This is a genomic window from Fodinibius salsisoli (genome assembly GCF_026229185.1).
Classification (GTDB): Bacteria; Bacteroidota; Rhodothermia; order Balneolales; family Balneolaceae; genus Fodinibius; species Fodinibius salsisoli.
Map to the genome: position 1 here is coordinate 176,867 of NZ_JAGGJA010000001.1, position 22,023 is coordinate 198,889.

Annotated in this window: 17 protein-coding genes; 2 read left to right on the top strand and 15 right to left on the bottom strand. The window is 45.6% G+C overall.

Going from position 1 to position 22,023, the window contains the following annotated elements; all coding sequences use genetic code 11:
- Nucleotides 1–309 precede the first annotated feature (309 nt).
- The 9 genes from J6I44_RS00580 to J6I44_RS00620 all read right to left on the bottom strand — a co-directional run bounded on the left by J6I44_RS00580 (nt 310) and on the right by J6I44_RS00620 (nt 10,903).
- Nucleotides 310–2,937: a PQQ-dependent sugar dehydrogenase gene (locus tag J6I44_RS00580; RefSeq protein ID WP_265763982.1), complete on the bottom strand. Its 2,628-nt coding sequence runs from the start codon at nt 2,935–2,937 to the stop codon at nt 310–312.
- Nucleotides 2,938–3,005: 68 nt separating this feature from the next.
- Nucleotides 3,006–3,716 carry a 3-keto-disaccharide hydrolase gene (locus J6I44_RS00585; protein ID WP_265763983.1) on the bottom strand — a complete coding sequence of 237 codons (711 nt, stop codon included), beginning with the start codon at nt 3,714–3,716 and terminating at the stop codon, nt 3,006–3,008.
- Between the two features lie 14 nt (nt 3,717–3,730).
- Nucleotides 3,731–4,537 (bottom strand): alpha/beta fold hydrolase, encoded by an 807-nt coding sequence (locus J6I44_RS00590; RefSeq protein ID WP_265763984.1) that lies wholly within the window; start codon nt 4,535–4,537, stop codon nt 3,731–3,733.
- A 55-nt stretch (nt 4,538–4,592) separates the two neighbouring features.
- The gene (locus tag J6I44_RS00595) at nt 4,593–5,423 is read right to left on the bottom strand and encodes a sugar phosphate isomerase/epimerase family protein (protein WP_265763985.1); all 831 of its coding nucleotides are present in this window, start codon (nt 5,421–5,423) and stop codon (nt 4,593–4,595) included.
- A 70-nt stretch (nt 5,424–5,493) separates the two neighbouring features.
- Nucleotides 5,494–6,711 (bottom strand): cupin domain-containing protein, encoded by a 1,218-nt coding sequence (locus tag J6I44_RS00600; RefSeq protein WP_265763987.1) that lies wholly within the window; start codon nt 6,709–6,711, stop codon nt 5,494–5,496.
- Between the two features lie 100 nt (nt 6,712–6,811).
- Nucleotides 6,812–7,855: an aldose 1-epimerase family protein gene (locus tag J6I44_RS00605; protein WP_265763988.1), complete on the bottom strand. Its 1,044-nt coding sequence runs from the start codon at nt 7,853–7,855 to the stop codon at nt 6,812–6,814.
- 69 nt (nt 7,856–7,924) lie between these two features.
- A complete protein-coding gene (locus J6I44_RS00610) occupies nt 7,925–9,079 on the bottom strand; it encodes a Gfo/Idh/MocA family protein (protein WP_265763989.1) in 1,155 nt (384 codons plus the stop codon).
- Between the two features lie 35 nt (nt 9,080–9,114).
- On the bottom strand, nt 9,115–10,158 hold the full coding sequence (locus J6I44_RS00615) for a sugar phosphate isomerase/epimerase family protein (RefSeq protein ID WP_265763990.1): 1,044 nt from the start codon (nt 10,156–10,158) through the stop codon (nt 9,115–9,117).
- Nucleotides 10,159–10,411: 253 nt separating this feature from the next.
- On the bottom strand, nt 10,412–10,903 hold the full coding sequence (locus J6I44_RS00620; protein ID WP_265763991.1) for an RNA polymerase sigma factor: 492 nt from the start codon (nt 10,901–10,903) through the stop codon (nt 10,412–10,414).
- A gap of 435 nt (nt 10,904–11,338) precedes the next feature.
- Here J6I44_RS00620 and J6I44_RS00625 point away from each other — a divergent pair, with 435 nt between their 5' ends.
- The gene (locus tag J6I44_RS00625; RefSeq protein ID WP_265763992.1) at nt 11,339–12,298 is read left to right on the top strand and encodes a sugar-binding transcriptional regulator; all 960 of its coding nucleotides are present in this window, start codon (nt 11,339–11,341) and stop codon (nt 12,296–12,298) included.
- 128 nt (nt 12,299–12,426) lie between these two features.
- On the opposite strand, the gene J6I44_RS00630 is transcribed toward J6I44_RS00625, so the two are convergent.
- The 4 genes from J6I44_RS00630 to J6I44_RS00645 are packed head-to-tail and all read right to left on the bottom strand — an operon-like array spanning nt 12,427 to nt 19,353.
- Nucleotides 12,427–15,942 carry an efflux RND transporter permease subunit gene (locus J6I44_RS00630; RefSeq protein WP_265763993.1) on the bottom strand — a complete coding sequence of 1,172 codons (3,516 nt, stop codon included), beginning with the start codon at nt 15,940–15,942 and terminating at the stop codon, nt 12,427–12,429.
- Between the two features lie 12 nt (nt 15,943–15,954).
- Nucleotides 15,955–17,037, bottom strand: coding sequence for an efflux RND transporter periplasmic adaptor subunit (locus tag J6I44_RS00635; RefSeq protein ID WP_265763994.1), 1,083 nt, complete (start codon nt 17,035–17,037; stop codon nt 15,955–15,957).
- Nucleotides 17,038–17,062: 25 nt separating this feature from the next.
- Nucleotides 17,063–18,604: a TolC family protein gene (locus J6I44_RS00640; RefSeq protein WP_265763995.1), complete on the bottom strand. Its 1,542-nt coding sequence runs from the start codon at nt 18,602–18,604 to the stop codon at nt 17,063–17,065.
- A 38-nt stretch (nt 18,605–18,642) separates the two neighbouring features.
- A complete protein-coding gene (locus J6I44_RS00645) occupies nt 18,643–19,353 on the bottom strand; it encodes a TetR/AcrR family transcriptional regulator (protein ID WP_265763996.1) in 711 nt (236 codons plus the stop codon).
- A gap of 183 nt (nt 19,354–19,536) precedes the next feature.
- On the opposite strand from J6I44_RS00645, the gene J6I44_RS00650 reads away from it, so the two are divergent.
- On the top strand, nt 19,537–20,475 hold the full coding sequence (locus J6I44_RS00650; RefSeq protein WP_265763997.1) for a DMT family transporter: 939 nt from the start codon (nt 19,537–19,539) through the stop codon (nt 20,473–20,475).
- A 21-nt stretch (nt 20,476–20,496) separates the two neighbouring features.
- Here the strand turns inward: J6I44_RS00650 and J6I44_RS00655 are convergent, their stop codons facing one another.
- Entirely contained in the window at nt 20,497–21,459 is a 963-nt protein-coding gene (locus J6I44_RS00655; protein ID WP_265763998.1) for an aspartate carbamoyltransferase catalytic subunit, read from the bottom strand.
- Between the two features lie 2 nt (nt 21,460–21,461).
- Nucleotides 21,462–22,013, bottom strand: coding sequence for a bifunctional pyr operon transcriptional regulator/uracil phosphoribosyltransferase PyrR (pyrR, locus tag J6I44_RS00660; RefSeq protein ID WP_265763999.1), 552 nt, complete (start codon nt 22,011–22,013; stop codon nt 21,462–21,464).
- Between the last annotated feature and the right edge of the window lie 10 nt (nt 22,014–22,023).

Consider the following 22,023-nt stretch of genomic DNA (forward strand, 5'->3'; position numbering starts at 1 on the left):
TTGACTGTAACCGGAAAAATCACCCTTTTCCACTAATTTTCCGAGCTACTATGCTGTAAAAAAACAGCCATGACATGTAACTGATCTGATAAACTGAATCATATATCCATTATCCTCCCTAATCATTACTAAAGAGACAGCGGAATAATAGATCTACTTGATTTATTATTTTATTTCGACATTCAATATTTATGGATATATAAAAAGGTTTTGAAGATATATACCTTTCATTTTGGCTTATTAATAAAAAAGCCCACTACCCTCAATTTTGAGGGAGCAGGCTTATGGTGTAAGGAAATCGTTTTCTCGCTATTCTTCTGTTTTCTGAAACATATCGTCATCAGGATTTCCACCAGATTCCAGATAAGCCACCAAATCTCTTAGCTCTTCTTCATTGAGCGTATTAATGAGTCCGGCCGGCATTTGGGAAACGTCCATCGGTTCTACAGACGTTACCTGTTTTCGTGGAATGATCCTGGGTTCCTGATCCGGATTTCTGCTATAGACTTTTAGCTGGTTCTCTTCTTCTATAATTAGGCCAAATACCGTACTTCCATCCTTAAGGGTGACTTCAGAACTACTATACTGATCTGAAATAAGTGCACTGGGTTTGATTACCGCTTCCAGTAACCCTTCGGTTGAAAATCGATTACTCACCGTACCCAAATCCGGGCCAATGTTTCCTCCATAACCATCAAACCGATGGCAGGTAGCACAGCTTACGGCGAAAAAGGCATTGCGGCCGTTTTCAAAATCCCTGTTTTCGAGGTGGCCCTCTACCGCTTCTTTAGCTTTAGCAACTGTCCACTCTCGTCCGGGACCTTCTGGTGGTTGAATTTCAAAGTCCGGTTCTTTCGATAAGCTGACGCCTGTCAAATCTGAAACCGCTTCTCGCTCTTTTTCGGAGGCATTGCTTAAGGCTTCCGCCCTCATATTGGTAAGGAAACCGGTATAACTTTCTCCTCCCATACTGTCGGCCGCCTGATTGATGAAGGTAAAATATTCGCGCCGTTGATCGATAGACCAACCGTTACGAAGATTCCGCAACATAAACGCATATTCCAGCTTATGGGTTGGCGGAGGATTATCAATCATCTCCTGGATAGTGCCCCCATAATCCTCATTTCGATCCAACAGCCCACCCCAATCCGGGGGAGGGGTATTCCCCTCTTTTTGCATCAGCGTCAGTGCTTTTTCAATAACGCGATCATCTTTCAGGTAAACCAATACCCGTATCAATTCGGTATTAAGCCGTTTGTCATCACTGGGCAATTGCTCCTGCAAGACATCAACTATTTTGCTTCGTTCCTCTTCATTTGGATCACCCAATCGCATAAATATGAGCGCCATCGCCCGTAAATAACCGAGCTTTTCTTCCGTATTCAGTGACGGGAGGTCAAGTTCCAGCAGTGCATTTATAGCCTCAGAGCGCTGTTCTTCAGACCCGGTGCGAGCCAGCGCAACCAAACTGGTTATACGTGCCTGTGGCCGCTCTTCTGCCAATGCTTTATCAACCCAACTGCTCGTGGATTGCGACTCGATGGCTACCCGAGCTGCGTTTCGCAACAGCCGATCTTCACTATCCAGGTAGGGCCAGGCCGTTGCAATAGCCTCGGGATCTTCATTCCCATGGAACGATTCCAGTTGATGACGCAGCTCGCGTTGCTTTTCTGCTTCGGGATGACTCTCAGGCTCAGCGGGAGCTGTCGATTCATCTCCGGTATATTTCACCCGGTATAGTTTGGAATCCTGCTCTCGCCCACCGGTGATAAAATACATGGCTCCATCTTTGCCAATGACGGCATCCGTCAAAGGCAATGGACTACCAGATAAAAATTCTTCGGCTTCGGCCGTATAGCCTGCTCCCTCGGCCGTCAGGTGAAAGGCATACATGGTGCCGAAGGTCCAGTCGAGTCCAAAAAGAGCTCGCTGATAGCGCGCCGGGAACTTCGCACCCTTACCGAATAATAGTCCGGTAGGTGAGCCCGGCCCAATATTAAGCAGCGGAGGCAAGCTATCTTCATAATACGGTTTCCACTTTCCACTTCCACCGCGCCATCCGTAATCGCTACCGCTTACAACGTGTACCAGCCGAGTGGGGCGATACCAGGGCAGCCCCATATCCCATTCCATATCTGAATCATAAGTAAACAATTCGCCATCCGGATTGATCGCAGCGTCATAAATATTACGATATCCCATGCTTATCATTTCCCACTGGCTGGCATCAGCGTTGATGCGAGCGATATATCCACCGGGCGCCATAATACCACGCGCATGCCCCCGAGCATCCCACTGGCGGGGCAACAGGATATCTTCTTCCCAATTGGCGACTCGGCTTTTCGTCAACTCTGGGGGCGGGGTATGGTTTCCATTAACCACGTACAATCCTTCACCATCGGGAGTGGGCACAAGCGCATGATTTCCATGCTCTCCTCCTTCTCTGGGACCTCCCAGATACTCCATGACATCAAAGATGCTGTCATTTTGGGTATCCTTTAACCGAAAAACACCTTTTCCATTTAGATTCGTATAAAAGTGATCGAAAGCCCAAACCATACCCTGTGCTCCTGAAACAGGCATTGTCAATTCTTCGACTTTAACATTCGTCGTACCGGAACTATCTTCTACCGTCACTTCATACATGCCCTTTCCCTGCTGGTCAGACGCATACAGTTGTCCTTCAGGTCCTACCGACAAACTGACCCAAGAGCCCTGGCTATTTCGTGGAACGCTGTAGACGAGCTCTACCTCAAAACCAGATAGCGTTGTAATCTCTTCAGGATTAGCGGATTCTTTTTGCTCTTCGCTTTCCTCCTCCGCCCCCTCTTGTTGTTTTTGTTTACACGCAAATAATAGAAATCCCGATAAAAAAAGGATGGCCAACGACTGGACGCTTATTGGGGCTGGGAACCATTGATTTATTTTAATACTCATTTCGCAGAGGCTGAAATTAATATTTAAACACTTTTAGTGGCGATCCTACAACACTTTTCCTTTATCTCTTAAAGTTCTTTTAGACGAAGGTTACGATATTCAACCTTCATGGCGGGACCTTGATGAATTTGGAGCCCCAGCAATCCCTTACCTGCTGCTTTTGATCCATCATCCGTGGTTACGCTCATCACCTGGCCGTTCAGAATATGGATCAATGTATTCCCCCGCGCAATCAGATGAAATTCATTCCAGCCATCTTGGTTAATAACCTTTCCCAGTTCTTCCTTTTCTCCCAATGACCCTATTTCATCCGGCACATTATCTTTACCAACATGTGTTATTTGTCCACGCAACGCCAGAAATGCACGACCTTTTTCCTCATAAAGCTGACCGCTCCATTTATTGGGACCGTCTAAATCGGCCTGGTAACCTTTTAAGATATCTTCTTGGCCATTCACGGTTTTACTCCGGTAATTGATGCCGCTGTTTCCTTCCGGCGAAATCCGGTATTCCACCTTAAGTTCAAAATCTTCAATCTCCTGCTCCCAAACTAAAAAGGTGTTCTCATCCAAGAGACCATCTTCTTTCACCTCGCCAACCAAAACGCCATCTTCAAACCGCCAGTAATCCAGTTTACCATTCCAATTGTCAAAAGTTTCTTCGGTTAGTATCTGCTTAAAACCTGCATCCTCATCGGCGGCCGGCTCTGGAAACTGAGCATATAAAGAAGAGCTGGAGATAAAGATGATTCCAAATACGATTAAAATAAATTGCTTCATAATATCTTTATTGATTACCCATTATTATTTAGCCACTCACAGACGCGGGGATTAAAATCTTCTATATTTTCCCAGTGAAATGCATGACCAGATTTTTCATATAAAAAAAGTTCAGAATTAGGCATTGCTTCGGCCACTTCATGAGCCATCCACGCAGGAGTAAACATGTCTTCCTCTCCGCCAATCACCAGGCACGGCTGTTCAATATCTGGCAGTTCATCCAATACGTCATGATTGATACATGCTTCGGCCTGACCTTCCAGCCCGTGCAGAGGTTGCGGTTCGGGATCTGTGGCAGCCTCCTGCTGTCCATCGACCATATCCTGGTAAAATTCATCGTCATCCCAGCTCGTTTTGTCGAAAATGAGCAGCTGAATAAAATGCTGAAAGTGCTCGGGCCTTAAACGAGCTTTGGCCCGCACCATATGCTCGAAAATAGCTTTAGCTTTGCGATCACACCGGGCCCAGGGACACATCTGTACCATACAGCTCACTTTTTCCGGATGCCGCAACGCTAACTGCTGGGCAATAGGACTGCCCATAGAAACACCAACAACTCGTGCCTCAGGGATCTCTAATGCGTCCAGAAGGCCCGCATAATCATCGGCCATCTGGGCCATGGCATAAGGCGGTTCCGGCTTGTCAGAACGGCCGACCCCCCGGTTGTCTACGAGGATGCACCGAAAATGCTCTTCCCAATAGGCTGCATGATCTTCCCACACTGAACCCGGCGCTGTAATCCCCATGATCAGCAATAAAGGATCACCGCTGCCACGCTCTTCATAGTGAATTTTTATTCCATTTGAATTGACATAAGGCATAAAAAAAGTGTTTAATTAATGCTTTTCTGATATCAGGGATTTCCCAAGGTTCATACTATTCAATAGCCGGGAGCAGGCTGTTGGTTATCCATTCACCGTCATGTAAGGTTACCTTGTCAGGATTTTCTACTGCCAGGGGCGCCTCGTCCTCACAAATGATCCAGCCGTCGTAGCCTATATCTTTAAGCCACTGCGTAATCCCAACGAAATCCACTTTGCCTTCCCCCATGAGAGCAAACTCATGTTCCCCGGCCCAGTCTTTGTAATGCACCAGGTTAATTAAGGACTCGTATTCCTTCATCTTGGTCAATGGATCCATCCCGCCATTAATGATATGACCAACATCCGGGGTCCATCCGGTAGCTTCAGGATCTAATCCCTGCAATATGATATCATAATCTTCTTCGGTTCGGGTGATGGAAGAGGCCGGAGAGTTCGGATGAAACGTGCATTCCACTCTTTTTTCTGCTGCTCGTCTCGATACGCGATTCACATTTTTGATTAAATTCTGTCTTCTTTCGACAATATTATGGCGCCCCACCGGATTATGAACCGTACAAAGCAAGGCATCGGGGAACTGCTGCAGCAGTTCAATAATTTGATCCGCCTTTTCCCGCTCCTCTTCAGTTTCCCGGGGGTTATTCCAGTCTAACGTCAGGGCAATGGCAGCCAATTCAATATTCTGCTCTTTCAACTTAGGCTCAAGACGATTGGGATCTTCAAGCTCTCCCATCCAGAAAGCAATCGGCTCAATACTTGAAAAGCCAGCCCGGGCCGTTACTTCAATCATGTGCCCAAGCTGTCCCTCGTTCCCTTTGCCATTGCCGTCCATAAACCAAGTATAAACTTCAGCACCAAAGCGAAAAGAGTAGTCGTTTTCTATCATATATTGTTATGAGTTAAAATTTTCTGATCGGATTCGCATATTATTCTTCGACCGTATGCATTACATACTGTTATAAATTCAAGTCAGGGTTATTGGGACCGAAATGCTTGAGCATCACGATCGGATCGGTTTGCGAGTGATTTACAATTTTAACGCCCTCGGCTGCCGCTTTTTCACTGACAAAGTACTCATCGTGCGTCAGCTGATCGAACCGAATCAGGGATGGGGTTTCGATATCCCAAACACCCATTTTCCCATGGCCTTGCATCATAATCATGCCATAGGCTGCCGCATCTTCGATGACTACCGATTCACCGGGAAGTACCGTCAATTCTTTGGCGCTAAAGGCTTCCGATTTGTAGCAAATCCATTTCTCGACGTAGCCTTCAGTTTCCATTTGGTCAACTGGCTTCACAGGCTTTGGATCCATAAAACATTTTTCCTGAAGGTTAGGATCCACATTTAGATCCCAATCTAGCACATCTATTAAATGTTGATAGTTACCCACGCGATCTTCAGGAGTATCTTTCCACAGAAGTTCTTCCGGCACAATAGCATCGCCCACCAGTGATTGATACATGGCAAAAACATCCGAAGCTTTTTGGGGCTCATAAGTACAGAGGCTTCCGGGCGCGTGAAGCAGTCCAGGAGGAACATTCCAGCCTGTCCCCGGCTGCAAGCGTTGGGCGGAGGAGAGATTCGTAATTTTATTGTCGCCCTCGGTAAAATTTTTCAAGCATTCCAGCACTTGCTCTTTCGTCGTCCCGGGATTCAAGCCAAAAAAGGTATATGGAAAGTCTCCGCCGTGATTATTGACCTGCGGTGGAAAATAATAGGCTTCCGGCTTCCCGTTTTGGCCCGTTAATTTTGCATGTTCATCGCGATGATGTACGTGATGCGGCAGGGCGCCTTTGTTGTCAAAAAATTTGGAATACATGGGCCACGACTCATATTCATCCCAAATGCGATCGCCGAGCAACTCACCTTTCAACTCGCTGACTGCCTCCTTCAACAAGATGCGTTCCGTCGTTCCGTTGTGTTCGAAAATGACTTCGCTCAGACCCTCGATCTCGCCGGTCAATGGACCATTATCAGCAGGTGTAGTAGAAGAAAACCACCGTTCGTCGATCCCTCCTCGTTCGCCTCCCAGCGCATAATAATCATCGGGGTGTAGCTTAATTCTGCGTCCCGGCACACAAAAAGAGCGAGGCACCCAGTTTGGTGCCAACCGTAAAATTCCTTCTCCCTGTTCAAATGCCTGCTTTGCTATGCTTGAATTGTTACTCATTGTCTTCCTAATCTATTTAGTTATGTATAATCTTATTGCGAAAAACTCCACTATTTTTTCCGTTGACTAAACACCTATTAACTATTAACAAGTAACTAATTTAGTCCTCCACGGTTAATGTAATATCATAGGTTCTGGTTTCACCCACATTGAGCTCGATGAGGGTTCCTTCTTCGCGCGCTTTTGATTGCCCAATGGGCGGATGGGTACAAGGTTCGAGCGCGGTAACATACTCCTTCTTACCCCAGTGTTGCCAGTTGGTTAGCCAAGGGAGCTGCTCTTTCTCAAACTCCATCGAAAGCCTCAAACCCAAGTTTGTATTTTGGATTCCACACCGGCAGATTCCCTCCTCATCAGTTTTAGCATCAATAAAAGCCACGGCCTCGGCGCTTCCGCTATGTGTGTCCAAAGGAGGACTGCATTTTTTAAAGTCATTAAATTGATTAAATATCTGTCGACTTTGTTCATTCGGAGCTTCCCAGTCGCCTTCCCAAAGTAGCTTAGCCCCTTCATCAACCAGTGGCCAACCAAAATTACAGTGATATAGAATCATATGTGGCGCCGGCTCATTTCCGAGGTTGGTCACCTCATCATGGATATAAATGGATGATTCGCCAAGCCTGGCCGAAATTGTTCTTTTAAGTTCCAGATGGGGACCAAAAACCGTACTCTGTACCATCCGGCCCGTAATACTCATTTCCGGTTGCTCGGCTTTCAGGTCAGGTTGTAGAATAGACTCTATCGTTGCAGGGGTATGGCTGATAGTATCGTGAAGCCCCCGTACACCGTGCTCGTCTTCTTCCGGTCCGCCCACGTGGGTAAGTCCGCAGGTGGTGAGCAACCCTCCTCCAAAAGAATCGAGCCAGGTTGCTCCCTCTACAGCTGCCGGATTGGGAGGCGTTACCCCCGAATGACTGATCCAGGCTAAGCTGTGGGCACCGTAAAAAGCCCCGGCAATATCCATGGCCCGGTCTAACACTACCTTAAAACGAAGACCGCTCCCCGTATTGATCCAGGCTACCCTTGTTCCTTTGCCTTGCCCATTATCAAGGATCGCTGTTTCAATACCACCCACCTGTTGATGATTTGATACTTTTTGTCTCCATCCTGTCGAGGCAAAGCGGGGTTTCTGAGGATCTGACATCAAGAGTAATTAAATTAAGGTTATCACTAAACTAATCATGTGTTTCATTAATCCTAATGAGCACAAAATCTACCACTCAACGCCTGTTTCTTTCCAGCTTCCCGAAGCGGCAGAATCGAGGATAGCTTCACATACTTTCTGCGTCTCCTGGGCATCCTTAAATGTTGGATGACAAGGCTCGCCTGTCTCCAGGCTTTCCAAAAATTCAGCTACCTGGTGCAAGAAGGTGTGCTCGTACCCAATTGAGGTCCCGGGTATCCACCATCGATCCATATACGGATGCTCACTCTCCGAGACATGGATTGACCGCCATCCGTGCACTTTGTCATCATCCTCGTAATCAAAAAACTCCAGGCGATTCATATCATGCAGGTTCCAGCGGAGCGATGCATTTTCTCCGTTGATTTCCAGGGTAAATAGTGCTTTATGACCTCGGGCATAACGTGTAGCTTCAAACAAACCCAAAGAACCATTTCCAAAATGGCACTGGAAGGAACAGGCATCGTCAATTTTGACTTCTTTCTCTTCGCCTGTCTCCTGGTGAACCCGTTCCTTGACAAACGTTTCGGTCATCGCTGACACATCGTCGATGCTTCCGTTAAGCCACATAGCGGTATCTATGCAGTGGGCTAACAGGTCGCCCGTTACGCCCGATCCGGCCACCTCCTTATCCAGACGCCATAAGGCTTCTCCGCCCTGGGGCACATCCGGACTAATGGTGAAATCCTGCAAGAAATTAGAACGATAATGAAATATGCGCCCCAGCTTACCTGAATCAATAATATTTTTGATTAAGGTGACCGCCGGAACACGACGGTAGTTATACCAAACGGTATTCGGAACCCCTGCTTCTTCAACGGCCTCCAGCATTCGCTTTCCTTCCTCAACAGTACGTGCCAGTGGCTTTTCGCAGAGAATCATCTTCCCTGCCTCGGCCGCTGCAATAGCAATTTCGGCATGCATATTGTTGGGCGTACAAATATCAATGGCATCAATATCATCCCTGGAGACCAGTTTTCGCCAGTCGGTTTCGATAGACTCATATCCCCATTGATCCGCAAAAGACTTAAGCTTATCCTCAGATCGAGCGCTTACGGCCTTGAGTACGGGTTTATATTCCAGCTCTGGGAAAAAATTGTTAACGTTTTTATATCCATTGGTATGAATTCTGCCCATAAGGCCATATCCAATCATGCCAATTCGCAGTTCTTTCTTTTCTGCCATCGTATTCAGGTATTTAATTTGATATGTATTTCAATTTATTCTGACCAGCCGTGCTGTTCGCGCACCGAAATCATTGCCGCTAAAATGTCATTCCAGGTTTGTTGCTTCTTCATAACCTCGTTGGGAAACATGCAGCCGTCCCAGCAGATATGCTTAAATGCTTTGGTCAGCTCACCATCCTCATCCCGGAGCCAATGGCCTGCATCTTTGGCGATGTCAAGCCGTCCGTTGGGATCATCAGGCAAACAGTGCCGACCCGTTTTGTCGTGCGTTCCGGAGCCGAAGACCGATCCATCGTTCTGGGCCACATGGAAGTCGATGGTCCACGGACGCAGGGCTGCCGTCATTTTTTTCAATCCCTTCTCAAGCTCATCACGATGATCCCACTCAAAATCTTCCGGCAGGATGCGATCATCGGGCTTGTTATATCCAAGCAGGTACAACAGCGTATGGGCCATATCGGCCTGGAAACCAATATTAGGTCGATCAACGGCTTCCAGGGTATTGACCATCGTCTTCCAACTTTGCATGCCGCCCCAGCAGATTTCACCTTCAGCAGCAAGTTGTTCCCCATAGTCAGCTGCTACATCACAGGCTCGGCGCCATGTTTGAGCAATGCGCTTCGTATTCTCCACCGGATCTTCAGCCCAGCTCGCTGGGTCAGTAGCTGAATCAATTCGGACTACCCCGTGTGGACGAATGCCATGATCGCGCAATGTCTTCCCGATCTTGCACGACTTTTCTACTTGCTTCACAAAGTTATCCCGATCCTCCTTGCTTCCCATTGCCGATCCGCCACCAATATCCGGCCAAACGGGGGCTACCAAACTTCCCACCTCTAAATTTCTGCCTGCAATACTGTCGGCCAATTTTTTTATTTCACTTTCCGTACTGTCAATATCTATATGAGGATCGAAAAGAAAGAGGTCGATTCCATCGAACTTTACACCATCGACTTCTACAGCTGCGGTAAAATCAAGAAGAGTATCGAGCCCAATAGGTGGTTCCGAATCAGGACCTTTGCCTACTACGCCCGGCCATGCTGCATTATGTAGTTTCGGATAAGTATGTTCTTGCATAGGTAATAAGTTGAAAGGTTCAAGAGCTTGTTCTTATTCTAATAGAAAAAAGCCTCCCTTTATTAAGAGACCCTAATCCCTATTTTCTACTATAACAATTTTCTTAAAATATTTCCCTTTTAAAAAATACCAGGCCCTGACCATGAGAATATCATAGCCCTGGGAGCCTGGCATAATTAGCTATAACCCAAAGGGGGATAAGAAAAGGTTATAGCAAATTTAAATCCTTATTGCAGTTCACTGTAGCTATTATTTATTGCTCTACTACATTCTGCATTTTGATAATAGCCTTTGACACATGATTATAAACACTCTGCTTATTAATGCTCATCACCTCGGCAATCTCATTATTTGATAATCCCCTATAATATTTGAGGTGTATAGCCTGCCGCTGTCGTTTACTTAGTGCCTCAATAGCTATTTTCAGCTGTTCCTTTTGGCTGTTCGAACATTCATGGCTAATGATTGACTGCTCAATATTTTTTTCGTCTTCAAGGAAAGACTCCCGATAATCATAATTTCGTTCGGATCGGTTTCTCTGCTTTTCAAGCCTCCTGAAAATTATTCTTCGCAATGACGTTATGAGATAAGACCTTACCGACCGAGCCTCATTAATAGTATCCCGTTTATTCCAGATAACTAAGAACAGTTCCTGGATAGCATCTTTTACTAAAGACCGCTTGGGAATAATGCGGTATCCATACTTAAATAACCATGAATACGAAGTGTTGAATAACTGGGACAAGGCTAACTTATTTGATCCTCGAATACCAGACCACAACTCATCTAGATTCGATCCCCTATTATTCGTTCTTCCCGATAAACCTTGGGCCATCCCTACACTCAAAGACATATATACAAAAAGTTTATTGCAAAAAAATTAAAAATAAATATCAATAAATCCCCCTGCTTCATCCGCCAAAATAAATTGCTTATAGCATTTTAATGGCCTTATCACTATGTTTTGAACATATGTTCAGTCATTGAACTTTTGTTCTGCTAGTAATTTATAAAAATATTTTCCAATATCAACAGAATTTTTTTACCCTGCTTTCAAAACACCTTTATGTTTGCATCGGGATATAAAATCGCAACCCTGTATTGAAAGTTTTTCATTACTGAATCATGCCTGTTTGGTATAACAGTGTGTGTTTTGAGTATTTATTAATTTACGTTGCTTATGAAATCATCAAACAAAACAATTGACAACAGGCTGTTAGCCAAAGTGAGCTCAATGTATTATGAACAAGATTTTAATCAGCAGGAAATCGCTAACCGATTGCACCTTTCGCGTCCAAAAGTCTCTCGCTTGCTCAAAAAGGCCCGGGAGGAAGGAGTCGTACAAATATCTGTTGTAAAACCTGATGGCAATTTTTTAACTCTCGAGCAATCGATTGAAAAACGATTTGGGCTGACAGAGGTTGTAGTCGTTGAGAATGAATCTCATGTTTCATCTGAATTAACCAAACAACAGATAGGTGTTGCAGCGGCTCAGTACTTACATCGGACCATTGCTAATGGAGATACCATAGGCGTTACCTGGGGGACCACTCTTCAGGCCATGGTCGATGCTATGACTCCCAAAGCAATCGAGGACTCTCATGTTGTACAGGCCTTGGGAGGGGTCGGGCCACCTGAGGCCAAAGCCCATGCTACGGATATTTCCCGGAGGTTATCACAACTTCTTCACAGTCAGCTCACCCTGCTGCCGGCGCCGGGCATTGTGGGAAGCAAAGAGGCTAAAAAAGTGTTACTCGCAGATCGACAGGTCAAGGGTGCGTTGGATATGTTCTCCGCAATTGACATTCTCTGTGTTGGCCTGGGTGCCTTAAAAACGAACCCTGTGTTAGACCGGAATAGCCAAGAGCTTCCTCCTCATCTCTATGAAGAAATGATCAATTCCAATGCAGTGGGAGACATTGCGTTACGATTTTTTGACATTCATGGAGAAGAGATTAATTCCAGCCTTAAAGACTTGATCATTGGCATTTCCATTGAAGAGCTCAAATCAATAGAGAATGTAGTGGGAATTGCGGGTGGGGGTCAAAAAGTTGATGTAATCAAAGGGGCTTTAAATGGGAACCTCATCGATGTATTAATTACCGATAGCCAAGTTGCTCAAACGCTTATTGAAGGTTGAGTATACGTATGATTACTACGCTATACTTACGCATAAAAATTAGAAAAACGACGCTCCAAAAGAAAAAGTGTAGCACACCAGCGAGATGTACTACACTTTTATAGAAATAACGACGCCCTGTTATAATTCTAAGAAGGAGAAACCGGACTTTCCGTGGTATGATACTCCTGCTCCTCTTCGGCCGCCCCATTTCCTCCGGGAGCGGATGCGAGAATCCCCGGATCTCTTTCATCATAAAAGAAGATATTAACCTTGCGTCTTCCTTTCTCAAAGAGATAATATAGTACAGGTACCAGAATTAAGGTAAGGAAGGTAGCAAAAATAAGTCCATTGATAACAGCAATGGCCATGGGTCCCCACCAAGCCGCCTGAACACCTCCCCAGTAGAGATATTCCCCAATATTCATGAAAAACTCAGCCGGATCACTCACCAGTGTAATAAAATCGAGGTTAAACCCTATGGCAAGCGGCACCAGCCCCAGCGTGGTTGTCAAAGCAGTAAGAATAACAGGGCGAAAACGAACTTTCCCACCTTCAACCAAAGCCTCAAAAAGTGGCATATTATCACGTGTACGCAAAATATCGATATAGTCGATCAATACAATGGCATTATTCACTACTACCCCCGCCAATGAAATTACCCCGATACCGGTCATGATAATGACGAACGGCATCTGGAAAATAACCAATCCAAACAGCACGCCGGCTGTCGACATCACAACTGAAGTCATGACGATAAACGGCTTACTTATGGAGTTAAATTGCGATATCAGGATAAATGAAATCAGGAAGAGTGCAATCAAGAAGGCCATAGACAAGAAATCAATTGCTTCTTGTTGATCCTCCTGCTGGCCAGTCCATCGGGCCGTATATCCTGAGGGTAACTCATTACTGATATAGTCATCCAGTACCGTCTGTACTTCCTGGAGCACAGCATTAGCGTTGTAATTGGATCGCACATCCGCCATGACCGTAACAACCCGGTCCTGATCTTTATGCTTAATACTCCCCAAGCCTTCTCCAATCTCCCAGGAGGCAACGCTGGATAAAGGAATCTGACGTCCCTCATCAACAATAGTAAGATCTTCGAGTGCGCTTAAGTTGTTTCGGAACTGTTCATCCAGGCGCACGGTAATATCATACTCGTCTTTACCGTCACGATATTCAGAAGCTTCAACACCATTAATAGCCTGCCTGACCGTACTTCCGATCTGTTGGGTTGAAAGCCCGTACACGGCAGCTTTTTCACGATCTACATTAACTTTAATCTCCGGACGTGCTTCCGACACATCCGACTCCAGCCCATCCAATTTGCCATAAACGGCGTTATTTTCGAGCTGGATGACTACTTCATTGGCTATCGTCTCCAGCCGTTCCATATCTTTCCCGGCAATTTCCAGGTTAATAGGCGGTCCGGATGGAGGTCCACTCTGCTCTTTTTCTACCGTTATTTCAGCTCCTGCAATTCCTTTGGCAAAATTGCTGCGAGCATATTCTATAGCATCAAAGGTGGTTCCCTGACGCTCCTGATAATCCTTAAAATTCAAGACAATAGTTCCCAGATGCGAAGAATTCCCTTCACTCGACATGGGGTTAGATGAAATAGCGGAACCCGAGGTGCTGAGAACAGACTCAACATCTTCGTTGTTTGGTATATCCGGGACCTTCCGCTCCAGTTCATCAACCACAGACTTGGTAAAATCTACATTAGTGCCTACCGGTGCCTCTACCTGCACGTAAGCTCGCGCCGGCGGAATGCTTTCAGGGAAATATTCAACTCCTGAATTAAACAATCCAAACACTACAAAACTTGAAAAAAGAGTCAGTATAGAAATACCCAATACCGTTTTCCCATGATTGAGCGACCAGCGCAAAAATTGCTCATATTTCTCCAGGAAGTTGCCGAGTCCCTCTTTTTGCCACCAATCACCCAGTGGACTAAGAACAAAATGATTCAACAGGTAGAGCAAAATTCCGCTAACCAGCAGCATGGTCCAGGTAAGCACACTGCTTAACAGGCCAAATAATAAAATCACACCGGCTACTATCAACATAAACCTTTTACCTCTTGAGGTCATCGTCGGCCCATCCGCCCCTTCGGCTTGATCCAGGTTCATAAACAAAGCACATAATACCGGATTAATAATCAGCGCTACAAAAAGAGAACTGCTCAGTGTTATGATTAGCGTCTGGGGCAGAAAACCCATAAACTCTCCGGTTACCCCTGGCCAGAAAAGCAGCGGAAAGAAAGCCCCGAGCGTGGTCAATGTTCCCGAAATAATAGGAATGGCTACTTCTCCCGTTCCTTTTTTGGCAGCAGTAAAATTATCATATCCCTCTTCGAGATATCGATAGATATTTTCCACCACCACAATGGCATTATCCACAAGCATCCCAAGGGCCAGAATCAATGAGAAGAGCACAATCATATTCATGGTTATGCCCATAGCACTGATGATAATGAAAGAAAGAAACATGGACATGGGTATAGCAATGCCCACAAAAGAAGCATTTCGTACGCCCAGAAAGAACAGAAGTACTCCAACAACCAGCAGCAGACCAGAAATAATATTATTCTCTAAACTGCTAACCATGTTATTAATATTCTTACTCTGGTCAGAGGTAATCTCATACTTTGTTGTCGGAGGTAGCTGTGGCAGCTCTTCTTCTAAGATGCTCTTGACGGCGGATGAGGTCTCTAAAATATTTTCTCCGCTTCGTTTCACAACACCCAGCGAAATCACCGGATCGTTATTTAACTCGGCATAGGTCTCCCGATCTTTGAAGCCAAAGGTTACCTTGGCCACATCCCGGATGTAAATCGGCCGATCTTCGGGGGCATCAATAACGATGTCTTCAATGGGATTCACCGACTCAAACTCGCCCGGCACACGCAGCAAAAACTTTTTAATACCCACATCAATATTACCGCCCGGTATGGTCACATTTTCCCGCTGGATGGCTGCAATAATATCACCAAAGGTTAGCCCATAATACTTAAGCTTGGGCAAGTTGACATCCACTTTCACTTCGCGCTCAAGTCCACCGGCCAAATTCACCTCAAGTACCGAAGGAATCGTTTCTATCTGGTCCTGCAGATCCTCGGCAATTTCTTTAAGCTGTACCACACCATACTGACCGGAAAGGTTTACCTGCATGATGGGAAACTCAGAGAAATTAATCTCCTGTATAATCGGATCTTCGGACTCCTCGGGTAACTCCGGCTTAGCTAAATCAACCTTCTCCCGTACCTTCTGGAGGGCATCATCAATATTGACGTCGGAGTTAAACTCCATGTTGATGTTTGAATATCCCTCGGCTGAAGTAGAATTCATCTCTTTAATATCCGAGATACCGCTTAACTCATCCTCCAGCTTCCGCGTCACCAAACTTTCCATATCCTCTGGCGAAACCCCGGGATAGGTGGTGATGACCATTACATTCGGAATAGTAATATCCGGGGAAGCTTCTTTGGGAATTGACAGGTATGACTGAATCCCCATAATCGCAACCAGCAGCACCAGTACAAGTACGCTGATGCGATTATCAATAGAAAAAGACGACAGCCCAAACTCTTTTTGGCTATCACTTCCCCTGGCTCCGTTCCCGGAAAGGTTCTTATTGTCTATATTTGAATTATCCATTGATGAAATACTTTACGAATTTTCTTGAACAAGATTCTTTTTCTTCTCTTCTACGACTTCTATACGCATCGCATCCTGCAAAAATGAAGAGCCTATGGTTATCAACTGCTCGCCACTGCCAAGACCATCAGCAATGACCACCTTATTCTGATAAGAGGCGCCCAATTGGACCGGTTTCACTTGTGCAACCGTATGTCCACTGCTGTCCTCAGAAACTACATAAACCACATTTTGTTCACCATTCTGATACAGGAACTCCTTACCTATAACAACTGCATTCTCCTGCCGCAGCGTCTGCACCTTTATATTGCTAACCATATCTACTTTGTAGTCTTCGCCACCAGCCGGCAAATTCACCTCTATTTCAAAAGTACGATCTTCCGGATTAATTGACTTGCCTACAAACGAAATAGGCAGCTTCAAGGTATCCGCCTGCTGGTAGTCGAACCATACTTCGGCACTATCTCCTCTGTTAACTACATTTGAATAGTTAGAGGGTACCCCGGCTGAAACTTTGAGTCGATTATTGCCAATAAGACGGACCAACATAGCACCCGGGCTTGCCATCTCACCTTCCTCCATCATGATATCCTCAACTGTAGCATCGAAGGGGGCACGAACCGTGGTATTTTGCAAATCAACTTCAACCGACTCAAGAGCCGCCCGACTCTGTTCGTATGCTGTTTTCGCATTGATGACATCTATCTCAGAACCAATGCTATCCTGCTCAAAGACTCGACTTAATCGCTCATACTGTTCTTTCGTTTGCTGAGTCTGAGCCTGCAGACGGGCTTTCTCGCGTTGCAGCTTGCTGTCATCAATTTTCAGCAAGGGGGTTCCCTTACTGACTGCATCACCCTGTTCTACATAATACTGTTCCACTCTTCCGGAAACCTCAGCAGAGATACGCACATCATTTTGTGCCTCTACGGAACCCACCAACTTGAGATGCCGTTCGAAGAGCTGCGGCTGCACCTTCTTGGTTTCTACCGTCACACTTTTGACTGTTTCCTCTTCTGGTGCCTGCTGGGTCTCTGCACACCCAACCAACAGCAACATCATTACGATTCCTAAAACTGTAAATTGTTTATCCATCCTACTCTTAATATACCTTTTGTATTTAATCATTTAACGTTGGTCGACTTTCATCCACGAAGGGTACTATTCCCACCGCCCGATCGTATTGTGCCTTTGCAGACAAATAGTTTGATACCATCTGTGCATAATTCGCTTCGGCTTGTCGCAACTGTAATTCTGCATTTGTCACATCCAGTTGCGATCCAAGCCCATTTTCCAGCCTTGTCCTTGCCCGATCATACCCTTCCTGGGCCAGTTCAAGTGCTTTTTCACGCGCCGGAGCTGTTTCTATAGCCTGATCTAACGACTCTCTGGCCGATTGGATCTCATTTTTTGCCGATCGGACAGCAGCACGCCTTTGTTCTTCAAGATCCTTTTTCTCAATTTGTGCGATACTTAAATTCGCCGAACGCTCAAAGCCTTCAAAAATCGGCAAACTTAAGGTGAAGCCAAGCGTCTGAGATCGAGCCCGACTATCCTCGCGCCCAAAGAATACGGGATTTCCTGCCTGAGAAGCCGTCCAATTCAAATTATAATTGGCAGAAAGCGTGGGTAAAAACCGACTCTTGATTGCCTTAATTTCTCTGTTCTTCAGCGCATTCTGTTTTTCAAGTACCCGGATATCGCCCCGCATATCAGTAGCCTGCTCCATCGGCATAGCAGGTCCTGTGTATTGGTAAGGGGTCATACTATCTACTTTCTTAAGTACTTCATTTACCTTCTCCGAGGCCTGTTGGCTCTTAACATTAAAAGCATTCAAGTTACCCTGGACGTTAAAATCAATTTCTAAGGGAATTCCCAATACCACCGATAATTCCCGATAGGCTTGCTCCACCGTATATTTTGCCTGTGTCAATTGCGGCTGTTGGTTCCCCAGCTGTACTTGAACCTGTAGCACATCATATTGATCAATCAACCCTGCTTCTTGTCGAGCTTTGTTCTCCTCCAGGTTCTGTTGCAATCGGTCTACCGTTTCTTTTTGGAGGCGATACTGCTCTTCGGCTGCAAGCACATTGTAATAGGCAATTCGGGTCTGGGTAACAATCTGTTGTGCCGTGGCACGGAGATTTTCTGATTGAACGGCCTTATAAACCTTCGAGCTACCAATACCTACGATAGCTTCTCCCCGAAAAAGGGTTTGACTTACGGAAAGACCACCCTGCCAGTTATTGTCAGTACCAAACTGCAGGGGCACCAACTCTCCGGATGGTGCCTCAGGATCAAAAAACTGCGCCGGCACAAAGTTAACCGGTATCTCCAGGTTCCGGGTGTAGGTAGCCAAAGCAGAAATATCCGGTAGCACCTCACTCCATGCCAGCCGTACCTGCTCATCTGCGTTTCTCAGGCTCAGCAACGAACGCTTTACCTGCGAATTATTTGCCATTGCTACATGAATGGCTTCTGTTAGTGTCAATATTTTTTCGTTGCCAATCGCATCAGAGACGGAAACCGTGTCAGCTTGCTGACTTACAGCCGGTGTAGCCGTATACGAAAATATTACAGCGATTAAAATAATGGCTTTGCCAAGTGCGGTGAAGCTAATTCGAGAATACTTATCCATATCCAGTTTAGAATTCTTGTGCATCAATAATTTTATTTTAGTCAAGAAGATCGTTGTGTACGTCATCCATCTACGGATGTTTCATTTTTCTGACCATCAGTCACCCATTCTTTTCGAGCCTCCTCTGTGGCAATACCGACTCCTATAAGCCGTAAGAAATCTTCATAGAGGCTCTCGACTTTAATTTCCATTTCGTCAAGCATTTTAAAATAATGACCAACTTCTTTCATATGGCTCATCGTTGTAATGCCTCGTGTGCTTGACCATAAAATAATGGCAAGTTGTTTCGGATCGTAATTATCATCAATGGTACCATCTTGCATTCCTATCTGCAGGGCCCGCACCATATAGTTTAGCGCTTCCCTTCTATTTGTTTCACACGTCTCGGCAATCTCACTTTTCTGGAGTTCTTTAACATCGTTTATGGACTCGTAGTACTGGAATGCGTGAAAATAATCGGGATTTTCGCGTACGAATGACAGGTAGGTTTCTCCTATCATCCGGATCAGCTCAATGCCGGTATGGTCACCCGCAAACACCTTGGAAAACTGGTCATTCAAATAATCCGAACCCCGCTTTGCAATCGCAATATACAACTCATTCTTATTCTTAAAATACAGATAGAGCGTGCCCTTACTGAGCTCGGCCTCCTCCGCAATCTCTTTCATGGTAGCCTGCTCAATACCTTTGGCAAATATTACCTTTTCAGCGGCATCAATGATCACATTTTTCCGATGTTGCCGCTCTCGTTTTTTTCGTTCTTCAATTCCCATATAAATTTCAATATAAAATGACCGTTAGTCATAAAGTGACTGAAGTTAAGAATTCAAACCTTCTTATCCAATCATTTTGTGTTAGAAACATTCTATCAGCAGGTTAAATAATTGTTAACAACCCTTCTCCAAAATTAGCTTTACCTTAGTGGCTGCTGTTTATCTAAAGCCTTTATATTTTTTATGAATACTTCCAAACGATCACTTGTCGAACTCTCTTTATTTCTGGTTGCATTAATATGGGCTTTGAATTTTACGGTGGTCAAAAGTGCGCTCTCCGAAATCGATCCTCTCAGCTTTAACGGTCTTCGATTTATTTTTGCTGCAGCTGCTGTATGGGCCGTATTGGTTTACAGAAACCAGTTATTTACGATCCCAAAAGAGGATTGGCTTCCCTTGCTGGGGATGGGCATTCTTGGCAACCTCATTTACCAGGGACTGTTTATCATTGGCATTGACTATACCTACGCTGCTAATGCTGCCGTCATGTTAGGTACCATTCCCATCTGGGTGGCCCTGTTTAGCCACTTTTTTAATCTCGAACAGATGAATGTGCTCAAAACGCTGGGCGTTCTCTTCGCATTTGGAGGCATCGTTTTCATTGTGTCAGGAGGCGAAAATCCTTTCTCTTTTGCATCAGATACGTTCCTGGGAGATCTTATCATTATCGGTGCAGCCGTTGTCTGGGGCGGATTTACCATCCTCTCCAAACCTTTCCTGGATCGCTATACTCCGATTCAGTTTTCGACGATTATGGCAACGATTGGGGCTGTTCTTCTTTTTCTTATTGGACTTCCGAATATACTGATGCTCGAGTGGACCAGTATTTCTCCGGCAGCTTATGGCGGCGTAGTATACAGCGGACTCCTCTCAATAGGGATTGCGTATGTAATCTGGAACTATGGGCTTCAAACGGTAGGAGCAGTCCACACGGCTACCTATCAAAATCTCGTTCCCGTATTGGGACTTATCTTTGGAGTGGTCTTACTGAATGAACAGCTTAGCCTGCTGCAATATGGAGGAGCTAGTTTAGTCATAGCCGGCATTATACTGGCCCGCTGGAAGAAAGGTGACAAGAATCAAAAGCCTAAAGACCCGCAAAAAGCCGCAGTAGAAGCATAAATCTACGCTGCCTCAAAAAAACTATACTCGGGTACCGCCGCTCAGCAGATAAAGAACGGCCATCCGTACGGCTACTCCATTGGTTACCTGGCTTAGGATGATGGATCGATCACTATCGGCGACTCTGCTCTCCAGCTCTACTCCACGATTTACCGGGCCGGGATGCATAATGGTAAAGTCGGGATATTTTTCCAGGTGCTTCATGGTAATTCCAAACAGCTGATGATACTCCCGGATGCTTGGAAAGAGCTCCGTTCCTTCATCCTGGCGTTCAAGTTGAATACGCAGTGCCATAGCGATATCGCACCATGCAAGGGTTTCATCAATATTGTAAGAGACGTTGGCTCCTAACTCTTCTACATAGGCCGGCATCATAGTTTTTGGGCCACAAACAGTGACATCAGCGCCCAGCTTAAGCAATCCTATGATGTTGGACCGAACCACCCGACTATGAGCAATATCCCCGATAATAGCGACATGCTTTCCGCTCAGGTCCGGATATATCTGCTGCATGGAAAACAAATCCAGCAAGGCTTGCGTGGGATGCTCATGAGCACCGTCTCCGGCATTAATAATGGCAGCATCTACACATCGGGTAAGGAAATGCGGCACACCGGGACTTTCGTGCCGAACCACGACCATATCAATTTTCATAGAACTGATATTGCGGATCGTATCCTTCAATGACTCTCCCTTCTTTACACTCGAAGAACTTGCCGAGAAGTTGACTACATCGGCCCCCATCCTCTTTTGTGCAAGCTCAAAGGAGAGCCGGGTCCGGGTACTGTTTTCATAAAACAGGTTGACGATCGTCTTATCCCGAAGGGTCGGCACCTTGGGTACCGGACGATCTAAAATTTCACGGAAATTCTGAGCCTGATCCAAGATAAACTGAATGTCGCTGCCGGAATAATCGGTCAACCCAAGTAAATGTTTGTGGGGAAAATCATAATCGTCGTTTCCTAACTCCAACTCTTTACTCATGATTATTCTTCCTCCTCATCCGAATTTTGTACGACGTACACCGCATCTTCCTCATCCAGCTCTTTAACTTTTACGCGTACCTCCTCCTGCACATGGGTAGGTAGTGTTGTTCCCACGTAGTCAGCCGCCATGGGGAGCTCGCGATGCCCCCGGTCAACCATACAACAAAACTTGATACTTCGTGGGCGTCCATAATCCATGATCGCATCCATAGCAGACCGGAGCGTCCGTCCGGTGTAGAGCACATCATCAATCAGGATGATGTCGCGTTCGTATAGATCGAAAGGAATTTCAGTCACCTTTACTTCGGGCATCTTAAGTTTGGATCGAAAGTCATCGCGATAAAAGGTAACATCAAGCACGCCAAAATCCAGCTTATGCCCAAACTCCTCTTCAACATGCTTTAAAATCCGCTTACCCATATACACACCTCGTGTTTGCATACCGATAAGTGCTGGCAATGTAGAATCATCATACGGCTCTAAAAACTGATGGGCAAACCGCAGGTACGTGCGGTTTAAATCTTCGGCCGACATTATTTTTACTGTATTCAAACGGGACTCC

Coding starts and splice junctions, on each gene's coding strand:
- J6I44_RS00650 (WP_265763997.1), top strand. CDS start 19,537: ATGAATACTTCCAAACGATCACTTGTCGAACTCTCTTTATTTCTGGTT.
- J6I44_RS00590 (WP_265763984.1), bottom strand. CDS start 4,537: ATGCCTTATGTCAATTCAAATGGAATAAAAATTCACTATGAAGAGCGT.
- J6I44_RS00655 (WP_265763998.1), bottom strand. CDS start 21,459: ATGAGTAAAGAGTTGGAGTTAGGAAACGACGATTATGATTTTCCCCAC.
- J6I44_RS00615 (WP_265763990.1), bottom strand. CDS start 10,158: ATGCAAGAACATACTTATCCGAAACTACATAATGCAGCATGGCCGGGC.
- J6I44_RS00585 (WP_265763983.1), bottom strand. CDS start 3,716: ATGAAGCAATTTATTTTAATCGTATTTGGAATCATCTTTATCTCCAGC.
- J6I44_RS00640 (WP_265763995.1), bottom strand. CDS start 18,604: ATGCACAAGAATTCTAAACTGGATATGGATAAGTATTCTCGAATTAGC.
- J6I44_RS00580 (WP_265763982.1), bottom strand. CDS start 2,937: ATGAGTATTAAAATAAATCAATGGTTCCCAGCCCCAATAAGCGTCCAG.
- J6I44_RS00635 (WP_265763994.1), bottom strand. CDS start 17,037: ATGGATAAACAATTTACAGTTTTAGGAATCGTAATGATGTTGCTGTTG.
- J6I44_RS00595 (WP_265763985.1), bottom strand. CDS start 5,423: ATGATAGAAAACGACTACTCTTTTCGCTTTGGTGCTGAAGTTTATACT.
- J6I44_RS00645 (WP_265763996.1), bottom strand. CDS start 19,353: ATGGGAATTGAAGAACGAAAAAAACGAGAGCGGCAACATCGGAAAAAT.
- J6I44_RS00625 (WP_265763992.1), top strand. CDS start 11,339: ATGAAATCATCAAACAAAACAATTGACAACAGGCTGTTAGCCAAAGTG.
- J6I44_RS00605 (WP_265763988.1), bottom strand. CDS start 7,855: ATGTCAGATCCTCAGAAACCCCGCTTTGCCTCGACAGGATGGAGACAA.
- J6I44_RS00610 (WP_265763989.1), bottom strand. CDS start 9,079: ATGGCAGAAAAGAAAGAACTGCGAATTGGCATGATTGGATATGGCCTT.
- J6I44_RS00600 (WP_265763987.1), bottom strand. CDS start 6,711: ATGAGTAACAATTCAAGCATAGCAAAGCAGGCATTTGAACAGGGAGAA.
- J6I44_RS00630 (WP_265763993.1), bottom strand. CDS start 15,942: ATGGATAATTCAAATATAGACAATAAGAACCTTTCCGGGAACGGAGCC.